The organism is Paenibacillus sp. FSL H8-0079 (genome assembly GCF_037991315.1).
Taxonomy (GTDB): domain Bacteria; phylum Bacillota; class Bacilli; order Paenibacillales; family Paenibacillaceae; genus Paenibacillus.
The window spans coordinates 2,534,291-2,547,329 of sequence record NZ_CP150300.1 but is presented as its reverse complement, the minus strand read 5'-3'; the positions used below and the strand labels follow the sequence as shown (position 1 = coordinate 2,547,329).

The following is a 13,039-nucleotide window of genomic DNA, read 5'->3' as shown; positions in this document are numbered from 1 at the left end:
TTACTAATCTATTCCATGATTCCGTACGGTTCCTTACAATTCGTCGGTGTAGCTAGCCGTAAACGTATCATAAATAATTTCTTCATTCGGAATGTTACGCAATTCAATAATAATATCAAAATCATTAAAATCATATTCGGATTCCTGTACAAAAATATCCGGATGTTCAATAACTTTGGTGCTAGGCATGGACATAATATCCTGCAACAGGTTGTAATGCCGCTCACTGGAACGAATCGTACTTACAATTCCGTCAATGATGAAGACATTGTTCGGGTTCAATTCGTCTTCGGACATTTGACTCCTTATCGTCTGACGAAGAAGTGTGGAGGAAACAAACGTCCATCGCTTCATTGCACATACGCTACCCGCAATAATAGACTCCGTTTTGCCAACACGAGGCATTCCGCGCAAACCGATGACCTGATTGCCTTCCCTCTTAAATACTTCACCCAAAAAGTCCACAAGTAACCCAAGTTCATCTCGTGTAAAACGAAATGTCTTGCGATCATCTGAGTCACGGTCAATGTATCTGCCATGACGCACGGCCAAAATATCCACCAATTTAGGTTGACGCAAAGCCGATACGGTGATGCTGTTTACTTTGCCAAGCATTTCACCAAGCAAACGGATTTTTTCATCATCATCCGATTCAAGCAGCATGCCTCGAGTTTTGCCTTCAACACCGTTAATGGTCAATATATTCACTTCAAGCATCCCCAGCATAGAGGCAATATCGCCTAACAAACCGGGTCTGTTCTTATGTATTTTATATTCCATGTACCATTGTTTAGATTCCATTTCAACACCCCGTAATGCATTATTCCACATTATTCGACAGCAACAGAACGTGTCCACTGGACAACAATCTGAGACATCTTCTAAAAATGGGTCACGTTAATGATATATAAAATGAAAATGAATTACAAGAACAGCTCTGTAATCCGTTTGTAATCATTAGAGAAAAGCCCCCTTGCGGGAGCTCTTCATCTGAAATCTTATGCGTTTTGTTTGGCCAATTTGACCATCAGGCACGCAATCGTACGACGCTCATCTGCATCGCCGACATCCCATAATTCTTTCAATGCCCGGTTGGAATGGTTCGCCGGATCGACTTTCTCATCGAGGAAGTCACCGATTTCATACGCAAGTTTGTTAATGGTATCTTCACTCATCCCCATCTTCTCCGCTTGCAGTACGCGGTCACCCAGGAACTTCTTCCATGTGTCAAAACTGGAGAGCACTGTTTTTTCTGTTGACATGATAAATCCTCCTTAGCTGTCGCATGAGATTTAAAATCAACAGTTGTAATATGTGCTTTCGAGACATTTTATATACGAGCATTTTGAAAATAATCCGGAAGAGGGTCGCTTCTCAAGCAACCTTCACCTGTTTCGTTCACAACCAGTCAAGTTTTCTTGCTGTTTTACGTTAACCATCCACCATTTGGACTGATGATCTGGCCATTGATATAACCCGATTCAGGGAGGGCCAGAAAATAAACCAGTGATGAGATTTCATCAGGTTGTGCAAGTCTTCCCGCCGGGATTTCCTCTTCCAGCATCTTCAGTTCACTTTGATCCAGATGGTTCAACATGGATGTCTGAACTGCGCCAGGAGCCACAGCATTCACCGTTACTCCAGAAGGTGCCAGTTCTTTAGCAAGGGCCTTGGTGAATGCATTTACCCCGCCCTTTGTTGTGGAATACAACACCTCACAAGAGGCACCAGACAGGCCCCAGATCGACGACACATTAATGATTCGGCCATACCTTTGGGAGATCATGTGAGGCATCATTTCCTGTGTACACATAAACGTACCTTTCAGGTTAATCGCCATCACTTCGTCCCAGATCTCCTCTGTAACATCAGACAACATTCCATAGTGCGAGATTCCTGCGTTGTTTACAAGGATATCTGGCATGAGATTGTGTGACTCCAGCTTCTCACGCATACGTTCAATCTGTTCCCGGCTGCGAAGATCCGCAGACACGGTCATGATCTTGCCACTGCCCTGTTCCATGCATCGTCGGGCCGCTTCATTTGCTGCTTCATGCGATTTCATATAGTGTATTACAACATTCATCCCGACTCTGGCGAAACGTTCTGCGATAGCCGCTCCGATGCCACCGCTTGCTCCAGTAACCAGTACAGTCATTTCCCCGATTGCCTTCAATTGTCCTGTTCCCCTCTCCATATCAAGGACTCACGACTAGCGATACAGCCAGTTGATCCCAACGAATATGCTCTCTCAGTCTGAGATTCACATCTTCCAGTGTAATCGATTCGTAGAGCGGAAGCATATTGAAGAAATCACCGCCACGGAATTGCTGACGTGTAAATTCATGTGCAATGTTCTCCGGAGAATTGAGCATACGCAAATATCCGCCTATTTTCTTTTTACGTGAACGTTCGAAATCCGTAGAATCAAACCCTTTTTGCACAATAGCATCCACTTCTTCACGTACGCGCGCGAGCAGTTGATCCGGGTCTTTCGTATCACCACCAATGGCTGAAAACGCGTATTGCGGCGAACTGTTATACTCATGTCCAAAGCTGTCCGAGATCAGGTCTTCATCGTAGAGCTTTTGAAATAGCCGCGTGCTTGAGCCGAACAGAAGATCCATCATCAACTGCGTTGTCGTATCTCGCCGTAACAGTTTTTCTCCAGTGAGTCCAACGTCCGTCTCTTTAAATCCAAATAAACATTTGGGCAGGGAAACCGCCAGTTTCGCTTCCCTTCTAGCTTCTCCTACGTGCTCAGGCTCCTGTTCAAAGAAGCGTTGAATACTCCCCTGTGGCTTATAATCCTTCTGTTCCTGGTTCGAACGAACCATATCAATGACTTGCTGGGGGTCTACACCACCCACCACGAACAAGAGCATATTGCTCGGGTGATAAAAGGAATTATAGCAGGAATACAGCGTTTCCTTCGTGATCGTACTGATGGATTCCACCGTTCCTGCGATATCGATATGCACCGGATGTTTCTGATACATGGCTTCGATCAGTCCAAAATAAACACGCCAATCCGGATTATCTGCGTACATGTTAATTTCCTGTCCAATAATGCCTTTTTCCTTTTCCACATTTTGATCCGTGAAGTAAGGATTTTGCACAAAGTCGACTAATGTTTGTATATTTTCATTCACATATTCGGTCGCTGAAAACAAATAAACCGTCTGATCAAAGCTTGTAAAGGCGTTAGCTGAGGCACCATGAGACGCAAACGTCGCAAAAATATCGCCCGTTGGTTCTTCGAACATTTTATGCTCCAGAAAATGCGCAATCCCATCCGGGACCTTCACTTCTTCCTGCCCTTCAACCTGAAAATGATTATCCACCGATCCATACTTGGTTGCAAACGTTGCATACGTTTTCTGGAATCCCGGTTTAGGCAAAATATAGACATGCAGTCCGTTATCCATCACTTCGTAATATAGTGTCTCCTGCAAATGCTCATACCGAATGCTCTCCACCGATTATTCCTCCTTCTCGTCCCGCAAGAAATAAATCGTATCCAGACGGAATTGTTCTGCCGCCTCACGAACATCTTCCTTGCTAATGTGTTCTACCTGAGCCAACAATTCTTCAGCTGTTCTCTCTTTGCCAGACAACTGCCGATTGAAATCATAAGCGATCATTTCAAAGGCAGAATCCTGCATTTCCTTAAGCAGGTTACGAATCATCGCTTTGGTTTGGGACATTTCCAGATCACTGATGGTTCCACTTTTCATTTCTTCCAGCTGTTGTTTGATGATGGTGACAGCCTTCTCATAGTTGGGGATTTCAATCCCGGATTGAATCGTCGCAATGCCCTTATGTCCGTCATAGCGCGAAGACGCGTAATACGCCAGGCTTTCTTTTTCACGTACATTCACAAACAGCTTGGAATGCGGATACCCGCCGAGAATCCCGTTGTACATTAGTGCTGCTGCATACTGAGGATCTCCATAGGTGATCGATGTGCGAAGTCCCATATTAAGTTTTCCCTGACCCACATTCAGTCGCTCAACTACAGTCTCTACTTCCTTGTCTCCTCGAACCGCTGCCTGTGTCTGGTAATCAGAAGAAGATGTTCGATCCACATTGAAATGACGCTGAACGAGGTTCTCAACCTCCTCCAGTGTCGTATCACCCACCACATACAGATCCATACTCGCCTGCTGTAACCACTCTTGATAAGATGCAGTCAGTGTGTCAGGCTCAATCCCAGGCAGATCCTTGCGCTCTCCCAGTGGGTGAAGACGATACGGCTCGTTCTTGCACATTTCCTCAATACTGCGTTCAGCGGCATAGCGCATTTTATCATTCACGATCGACTCCAGCTTTTTCCGAACCGTCTCTCGCTCTGCTTGTACATAAGACGTCCTGAAATGTCCATTTTCCTGTGCAGGTCGGGTAAGAACCTCTCCAAGGAAGGCAAATGAACGATCCAGCAGCTGCTCATCCCCTCCAACGAAGGAATCATTAATGGTATCCATACGGAACTGTACAATCTGGTAATCCCCGCGTTTATACACGTCAAAACCAAAACCGGCTCCATACAGATGTTCCAGTTGTTCACGAAATTGCGTTGTTTCCGGATAGGACTCCGTGCCGCGCCGCAGAACAAATGGTGTCAGCGCTACTTTGGTTACCGTATCTTCCCGTAAAGGAACTCCTGCATATAGCGATATAGCGAACGTTTTGAAACGTTTGGTCGGAAGCACATGTATACGAAACTCTCTCTTGCTGCCTCGTTCGAATCCTGATGTATTCAAATGTCAAAACCCCTTTACGGCGTCATTTATCGTGTACTTATGTTCAAGCTTAAACGTAACAACCATTTTAACCCAATCAAAAGGCAAGAAGCAACCGAAGTCACGCCTTCTGGTTGCTTCCAACATCATCACATACAAAAAATATGCTGACCGATTGTTTTCACCTGTGGACGGGTCCAAATCCATTTGGATGTTGCTGTCTTCGGATTAAAATAATAGAGGCATCCGCCCGACGGGTCCCAGCCATTCAATGCTTGTTCAACTGCCTTTTTGGCTTGTGCGTTCGGTTCCAGGTATATCTGTCCGTCCGCTACAGCCGTAAATGCACCTGGCTGAAAGATTACGCCAGAGGGCGTACTTGGAAAACTTGGTGAATTTACGCGATTCAGAATTACTGCTGCTACTGCAACTTGACCTTCGAACGGTTCCCCCCGGGCCTCACCATAGACTGCGTTAGCCATAATTTTGAGTTCATTCTCCGAGAGACCAAGTGCATTAGCAGACCCCATATTATCCTGCTCTTTGTCTGCTGTGTTGTTGCTGCTGCCCCCACCCCCACCCCCACCTGAGGATTCCTTATGAAGTGGCGGTTCTGTTGGAGACCATTTGGTTGAAGCATTGTACAGCTTGAGCTTGGTTTCCGATCCAACCACACCATCTGCCTTCATGCCAAACTCGGATTGAAACCATTTAACGGATTTCAGCGTGCTGCTGCCAAAATTACTGTCGATTTTACCATTGTAAAACCCCAGGTACTTCAGACGCCCCTGAAGCTCATATACATCCTGACCGTAACTTCCATATTTCACTGTACTGCTGCTAAACGTAGGCAAGGCCTTTTCTTCTACCTGTGGTGTATGTTCGGTTGAACTTTCAGTTGCTGTATTCCCAGGAAGCAAATAACGAATTCCCAATGCGGATATCAGCAAAATAGCAGTGAAAAGCCATAGATTCATTTTTCGCATCGACTGTGCTCTACCTTTCTCTTGTGGGATTAACAGAATCGCTAATGTTATTATGACAAGCCTGCTTGCTTCCTATGCACCAAAACATCCGATCTTTGGAGTAGATGGCAAAACTTCAGTCCGATGGGTAAGCAAAAAGCCCTCAACCAATAAGGTTGAGGGCTTAAACGATTCGTTGTAACCATGTTACATGTTACACTACGAGCTTATTTTATTCTGCTGATACTGTTCAAGTGAAACCAGTACTTCCCTTGGTTTGCTACCCTCGTAAGGACCGATTACACCCCGAGCTTCCATCGAGTCAATTAAACGTGCGGCACGGGTGTATCCTACTCGCATTCGACGTTGTAGCAGAGAAACAGACGCTTGCTTGGCCTCCAGAATAATCTGTACTGCCTTTTCGTATAACTCGTCCTGTACTTCATCTTCAGCCTGGATAGAGTCGTCCACCTCAGGTACAAGGGACTCATCATACTGCGCCTCACCTTGACCACGTACGTAGTTTACAATATTCTCGACTTCTTCATCGCTCATAAATGCACCTTGTACACGAACCGGTTTTGATGCGCCCATTGGCATGAACAACATGTCTCCACGGCCCAACAGTTTCTCAGCCCCACCCATATCCAGAATCGTTCGGGAATCGACTTGGGAGGATACGCCGAAGGCAATCCGGGAAGGAATGTTAGCCTTGATTACCCCGGTAATAACGTCAACGGAAGGACGTTGTGTGGCAATAATCAAGTGGATGCCGGCTGCACGAGCCATCTGGGCAAGCCGCGCAATCGCATCTTCCACATCTCCGGCTGCAACCATCATGAGATCTGCAAGCTCGTCCACAATAACAACGATATACGGTAGAACAGCCGCAGGATTATCTTTCATCAGATTGTTGTAGCCTTCAACGTTCCGCGTACCGGATTTGGAGAATAGTTCATATCTTTTCTCCATCTCAACCACGATCTTTTTGAGCGCAAGTGATGCTCGTTTGGGATCTGTTACTACCGGTGCCATCAGATGAGGAATTCCGTTATATACGTTCAACTCAACCATCTTGGGATCGACCATCAAGAACTTCACTTCATCCGGCTTCGCTTTGTACAATATGCTGGTAATAATTCCGTTGATACATACCGACTTACCGGAACCTGTAGCACCTGCGACCAGCAAATGGGGCATACGAGCCAAGTTACCAATGATCGTCTGTCCGGAGATATCTCGGCCAAATGCAATGGTCACTTTGGATTCTGCATCCTGGAACGTTGCTGTCTCCATTACTTCACGCATCGTTACAACCGACACCTCGCCATTAGGTACCTCGATACCTATAGCGGACTTCCCGGGAATCGGCGCTTCCATCCGGATATCTTTTGCCGCCAGAGCCAACGCGATATCATCCGTTAGACTGACAATCCTGCTGACTTTGACACCAATATCGGGCTGAATCTCATACCTTGTAACCGCAGGGCCCCGAACCACTTCAAGTACTTTGGCGCGAACACCGAAACTTTCCAGTGTGGCTTCCAGTTTGCGCGCTGTCTGCATGTAATCCTTCTGGTCACCCGCCTTGCTCCCGTTGTTCGGCTTGGCAAGGAGACGGAATGAAGGCAGCTTGTACGGCTTCGGTGGCGGAGGCGGTGGTTTGATTGGTTGTGCGTCCTGCCCCTCGGGAGTTGGACTATCTGTTCCCGGCGTTGTATCATTCGGCACTTCTTCTCCACTCTGAATGTCATCCACTGCATTCGGCACGCCCGTTCCCGCATCGGATGCAGACCACTCTGTCTCTACCAGTTCATCTGTTATTTTAATGGCATGCTCGCCCTCTTGAACTGCGTTGGTATCGGTGAGATCATCCGGGAATGGATAAGCATCATCCAGATCATCTTCAATACTTGCATCTTCTGCTCTGACATGCTCGAAAAAGTCTCGAATAATCGGCGCAGAGTTAGGTTTAGCCTGAACGGGAACATGTGATGAAGCGGACTTATTCGCTACGTCTTCGGTTGCATCCTGCCAAGCATCTGGACGGTGATCTTGTTCGGCGCGGTATACAATCTGTTCTGTTTCTGCCGAATCCGCCTGATCGATTTCACGTCCTGATTTCGCCTGTTCCCGGTCAGCTCCCCATTTTCCAAACAATTGGAAGAATATTGGTGCTTTTCGTTTAGGCAGATGCTGTTCCTCTAATTCATCCTCATACTCGTCTTCATCATCTTCAACAGGGACAGGTACCACTTTACGGGTATTCCCTTTCTTCCTGGCATCAGGAGCTGTAGCAGAACGTGCAGAGGACCTCGACTCCAATTTTTTGTACATTGAACTCCCGGCATCCCAGACCTTCGTTCGAAATATTCGAATCAGATCCACATAAGAAAGATTCGTAATCAGCATAAAGCTGATGACAAACATTACGATCATGATGAGTCTTGCCCCAAGGCTACCGAACAGCCACAGGAACAGGGCAAATTGCCCAGCCCCGAGATAACCACCGCTGATATCCTTGTTAAGCATGGAGTCCCTCTCACCTGGCGCAGCAGGGGTTAGCAACTCGGTTTGCATATCATTATGTACCTGTGTAATCACAGCACCAGGCTCAAGCGCACCCACCGGAATGAGCTTCTGGTGCATTGCAGAGACGGTACTCATCAGGGTTAAAGCAAAGACCAGCAAAACAAGTCCTGTCTTGCGCGTGGTCCAGCCACTCGGCCATTTCCGGTGAATCATCACCATGAGACCATAATAAATACCAACAAGTGGAATCGCAAAATAAAACTTACCAAGCATCAGTCCGAACATCTTGGAAAGCGAACGTCCAACGGTGGCTTCACCCGATAATGCAATAACAGCAAGGGTAATCAGCACAATTCCGTAAATTTCATATTTTAAAACGCCACTAAAACCAGCGCCCTTTTTTTTCCTCTTTTTTCTTCTGGCCAAAATCAGGTCACCCCCAGAAGAATATTATACCATACAAATATAGTCCGTACATATGTTCTTTTTCTGCTCAATTTGTCTGAATTCGTCGCGTTATGCTGATCCCAAGTTACCTGAAAGCGGAATGGTCGAACCTGGCATATTGGCAGGATTGAGATAGGCTTCAAGCGGACAATCCAGTAAACGCACAATAACGGCTTCATTGTCATTCACAGGCCTCACTTGCATTAACAAACCATTCATCTTGATCTCCCTCGTATCTTCGCCCTCTTTCCACATTCCAGACCAGAGTTGTTCAGGAGGCATCACGGTGTATAGTGTCATTGTGTATAACCTCCCGCCTGCAGGGTTTGTCTCTTGTCTCCTATGAGCTGATTTAACTGAGCAATAGCCTGTCCAATCCCACCCACTGCATCCATCAATCCATGTTTCACTGCATCTGCACTTCCTACAGCTGTACCAATATCCCGATTCAACTCGCCAGTCTTAAACATCAGTTCTTTGAACATCTCTTCAGAGATATTCGAATGAGAAGTCACGAATCGAACAACCCGTTCCTGCATTTTCTCCATATACTCAAACGTCTGAGGTACACCAATGACAAGTCCGTTCATACGGATGGGATGGATCGTCATCGTTGCACTTCCGGCAATCAAGGAATACGTTGAAGCTACCGCAATCGGTACTCCAATGCTATGCCCTCCACCAATGACCACAGTCACCGTAGGTTTGCTCAGGGAAGCAATCATCTCTGCAATGGCCAGACCCGCTTCTACATCTCCACCTACCGTGTTCAGAATGATCAGAATACCTTCAATACGCTGATTCTGTTCTGCAGCCACTAGCTGTGGAATGATATGCTCATACTTTGTTGTTTTGTTTTGTGGTGGCAAAATTAAATGCCCTTCCACCTGTCCGATGATCGTCATACAGAAAATGTTCGATTCACCTGCTGGCGACTGTGTCTGCCCAAATTGCTGAATAGTCTCCGTAACAGGAGAGATATCCTTGTCCTCTTGCAACGGGATCTCCGGTGCTTCAACCTCCGGCTGATTGGATTTTGACGCCTGCTTGCCATTCATACGTTCATTCATTTCATTAATCCCCTTCTCCAGAAACATTTAATGTATTTCCTTAGTATGGGGATTTTTCCAACCGCCTTATACCCGACACATCAAATTGCTTCACATATTGGCGATTACCCTGAAAAACGCAAAAAAAGCCCCTTCTCTACGAGGAACCGTCCAATATTACTCGTAGAGAAGGGGCGACTGTGTGCCTGAATATATGTTTTTGTTTAGCCTATTTTAAACTTCCATAATGATTGGCAAAATCATCGGTCTACGACGAGTTTGCTCATACAGGAAGCGTCCCAGTGCATCTTTAACATTCGTTTTGAGTGAAGCCCACTCGTTAACGTTCTCACTCATCAACTTCTGCAATGTGCTGCTAACGATCCGGTTGGCCTCATCCAGTAGTCCTTCCGATTCGCGTACATACACAAATCCGCGAGAGATGATGTCAGGACCGGAAACAATTTTTCCATCCTGTTTGCTCAGTGTTACCACGACAACGAGGATACCATCTTGTGACAGCAATTTACGGTCACGAAGTACAATGTTACCCACATCGCCTACACCCAAGCCGTCGATCAACACATTACCTGCAGTAACTTTTCCTGCTCTACGCGCTGCTCCACCTTGAATTTCAATCACTTCACCGATATCCGTAATGAAAATGTTCTCAGGTTCTACACCTACAGATTCAGCAAGAACCGCGTGGCGACGCTGCATACGGAATTCACCGTGAATCGGCAAGAAGAATTTCGGTTTCATCAGGTTGAGCATCAGTTTGAGCTCTTCCTGGCTACCGTGACCAGATACGTGAACGCCACTGTTAGCACCGCTGTAATGCACGTTAGCGCCCAGACGGAACAGTTCATCAATCGTACGGCCTACATATTTCTCATTACCCGGAACCGGTGTTGCTGCGATAATGACAGTGTCTCCTGGCAGGATGTCCACTTTACGGTGCGTGGAACGAGCCATACGTGTCAGTGCTGACATTGGTTCGCCTTGGCTTCCTGTGCAGAGAATCACGACACGATCAGCAGCCATCTTGCCTACTTCTTCGGGTTCAATGATCATGCCGTCTGGAATCTCAAGGTAACCCAGTTCCGAAGCAATACCGACAACATTGACCATGCTGCGTCCGATAACTGCAACTTTACGTCCAGTTACTTCTGCTGCGTTGATTACCTGTTGGATACGGTGTACGTTGGAAGCAAATGTCGCTACAACAACGCGTTGACTTGCTTTACGGAAGATATCTTCCAGAACAATACCCACATTTTTCTCCGATGGTGTGAATCCAGGTTTCTCAGCATTCGTACTGTCGGACAACAGCGCAAGTACGCCATTCGTTCCGATCTGTGCCATACGCTGAAGATCTGCATATTGACCATTGACTGGAGTGTGGTCAAATTTGAAGTCACCTGTGTGAACAACTGCACCTTCCGGTGTTTCGACACATACACCAACGGAATCCGGAATACTATGGTTAGTAGCGAAGAACGATGCTTTCAATGCAGTTCCAAGTTGAATCTCGGAATCCGCATCAATCAGAATACGTTTTGTTTCACCCAGCAAGTTCGCTTCTTTCAGCTTGTTTTCTACAAGTCCAAGCGTGAGTCTTGTTCCGTATACAGGAACATTCAGATGTTTGAGAACATATGGCAGACCACCAATGTGATCCTCATGTCCGTGAGTAAGGATAATTCCTCTTACTTTGTCACGGTTCTCAGTCAGGTAAGAAATGTCAGGGATGACAATATCAATACCAAGCATATCTTCTTCAGGGAATTTAAGACCAGCATCTACGACTACAATGTCGTTAGCGTATTGGATGACGTACATATTTTTACCAATCTCGCCTACGCCGCCCAATGCAAAAATCATCAGTTTATCGTTATTATTTTTCTTAGACAAATGAATCTAAACCTCCTATGGTAGTTGGACGTCGTACCTTATTATTTATTGTAAGTTAAGAAAAGTAGTCCATACATTACATACCCACCTATCGGGATGAATGCAAAAGAACACCTTTATTCACGATATCTGGAAGAAGTTCTTCGAAGTTATTCCCTTTCACCCAACAAGTTGGATTTGAAATTCCCTCTTAGCCGTTCCTTCCTTTTTCACCGCAAAGCCACACCACGAAACGATGTCGCTTTCAATTTCAAAAAAATACCGCACCCAGTCACTTGACATCATTATACATGATTAAAAACAAAAAAAACAAGTCACTCTCTCGTTAACCTGTAGGTTTCCCCTTAGCAATGAAAAAGAAACCTCACATTACTCGTCAAAAAAAGAACCGCAACCTCAAATAAGAGGAGCGGTTCTTTTGCTGATCTGATGGAAATTCTCATGATTAATAAAATAGTTCCATATGCAACCTAAATGATTACAAATTAAGCAGACCTTTGATATAGACCTGCTCCTCTTCCGTTGGCGGAATAAGGGGCAAGCGTACAGATCCAACGTTCAAACCACGCAATGTCAGCGCATATTTCACCGCAACCGGGTTTGGTAGAGGTTGTGGACACTCAAACAGACCTTTAAACACCGGGAACAGCTGCTGATGAATCTGAGCAGCTTGAACAGGCGCGCCGCCATAGAAGGCATCGATCATTTTCTTCATTTCTGCCCCTACGACATGACTCGCCACGCTGACGATCCCATGGGCACCAACTGCAATCGCTGGCAAGCCTGAAGCATCATCACCGGAATACACTCTAAAGTGCTCCGGAGCACTTGCTGCAATCAGCGTAACCTGCTCCATAGACGCACATTCCTTCGTAGCTACGATGTTAGGAATCTGGGCCAGACGAAGTGTTGTAGCGGCTGACAGGCTGGTTACTGTACGCCCAGGCACGTTGTAGAGCATAACAGGCAGCTTGGTTGAGCCCGCAATGGCCTCAAAATGTTTGAAGAGACCTTCTTGACTCGGTTTGTTGTAATACGGAACAACCAGCAATATGCCATCCACTCCGGCACGTTCAGCTTCCTGTGTCAAATGGATGGAATGTGCCGTGTTGTTGCTTCCCGTACCGGCTATAATTTTGCACCGACCGGCCGCATGTTTCACTGCAAATTCGAATAATTGAACTTTCTCAGTATCACTAAGTGTTGGAGACTCCCCTGTTGTTCCGGAAACCACGAGCGTCTCCGACTTTTGATCTACAATCAAATAGTCGATTAGACGTGCCGTTTCCTCCCAATGAATCTCTCCTTGTTCATTGAACGGAGTGACCATTGCTGTAATCAATCTTCCAAAGTCCAATTCGATTCCTCCTTCAAAACAGGTTTGGCTCCT

11 protein-coding genes are annotated in these 13,039 nt (G+C 46.1%); all 11 read right to left on the bottom strand.

Annotated features, from left to right (window positions below; translation table 11 throughout):
• Positions 1-33: 33 nt before the first annotated feature.
• The 11 genes from MHI06_RS11540 to dapA all read right to left on the bottom strand — a co-directional run bounded on the left by MHI06_RS11540 (position 34) and on the right by dapA (position 13,006).
• The gene (locus tag MHI06_RS11540; protein WP_036609270.1) at positions 34-801 is read right to left on the bottom strand and encodes a DUF3388 domain-containing protein; all 768 of its coding nucleotides are present in this window, start codon (positions 799-801) and stop codon (positions 34-36) included.
• Positions 802-998: 197 nt separating this feature from the next.
• On the bottom strand, positions 999-1,262 hold the full coding sequence (locus MHI06_RS11535; protein WP_062833846.1) for a DUF3243 domain-containing protein: 264 nt from the start codon (positions 1,260-1,262) through the stop codon (positions 999-1,001).
• A gap of 164 nt (positions 1,263-1,426) precedes the next feature.
• The gene (gene fabG, locus MHI06_RS11530) at positions 1,427-2,197 is read right to left on the bottom strand and encodes a 3-oxoacyl-ACP reductase FabG (protein ID WP_026081137.1); all 771 of its coding nucleotides are present in this window, start codon (positions 2,195-2,197) and stop codon (positions 1,427-1,429) included.
• Between the two features lies 1 nt (position 2,198).
• On the bottom strand, positions 2,199-3,479 hold the full coding sequence (locus tag MHI06_RS11525) for a pitrilysin family protein (RefSeq protein ID WP_169478450.1): 1,281 nt from the start codon (positions 3,477-3,479) through the stop codon (positions 2,199-2,201).
• 3 nt (positions 3,480-3,482) lie between these two features.
• A complete protein-coding gene (locus MHI06_RS11520; RefSeq protein ID WP_169478451.1) occupies positions 3,483-4,763 on the bottom strand; it encodes a pitrilysin family protein in 1,281 nt (426 codons plus the stop codon).
• A gap of 128 nt (positions 4,764-4,891) precedes the next feature.
• On the bottom strand, positions 4,892-5,728 hold the full coding sequence (gene sleB, locus MHI06_RS11515; protein ID WP_340401531.1) for a spore cortex-lytic enzyme: 837 nt from the start codon (positions 5,726-5,728) through the stop codon (positions 4,892-4,894).
• Positions 5,729-5,926: 198 nt separating this feature from the next.
• A complete protein-coding gene (locus tag MHI06_RS11510) occupies positions 5,927-8,665 on the bottom strand; it encodes a DNA translocase FtsK (protein ID WP_340401530.1) in 2,739 nt (912 codons plus the stop codon).
• Between the two features lie 90 nt (positions 8,666-8,755).
• Positions 8,756-8,986 (bottom strand): YlzJ-like family protein, encoded by a 231-nt coding sequence (locus MHI06_RS11505; RefSeq protein ID WP_036609282.1) that lies wholly within the window; start codon positions 8,984-8,986, stop codon positions 8,756-8,758.
• The gene (locus tag MHI06_RS11500; protein ID WP_340401529.1) at positions 8,983-9,756 is read right to left on the bottom strand and encodes an ATP-dependent Clp protease proteolytic subunit; all 774 of its coding nucleotides are present in this window, start codon (positions 9,754-9,756) and stop codon (positions 8,983-8,985) included. The genes MHI06_RS11505 and MHI06_RS11500 overlap by 4 nt, the downstream gene beginning before the upstream one ends.
• Before the next feature lie 213 nt (positions 9,757-9,969).
• Entirely contained in the window at positions 9,970-11,649 is a 1,680-nt protein-coding gene (locus MHI06_RS11495; RefSeq protein WP_062833839.1) for a ribonuclease J, read from the bottom strand.
• Between the two features lie 478 nt (positions 11,650-12,127).
• A complete protein-coding gene (gene dapA / locus MHI06_RS11490) occupies positions 12,128-13,006 on the bottom strand; it encodes a 4-hydroxy-tetrahydrodipicolinate synthase (RefSeq protein WP_169478454.1) in 879 nt (292 codons plus the stop codon).
• Positions 13,007-13,039: the final 33 nt, after the last annotated feature.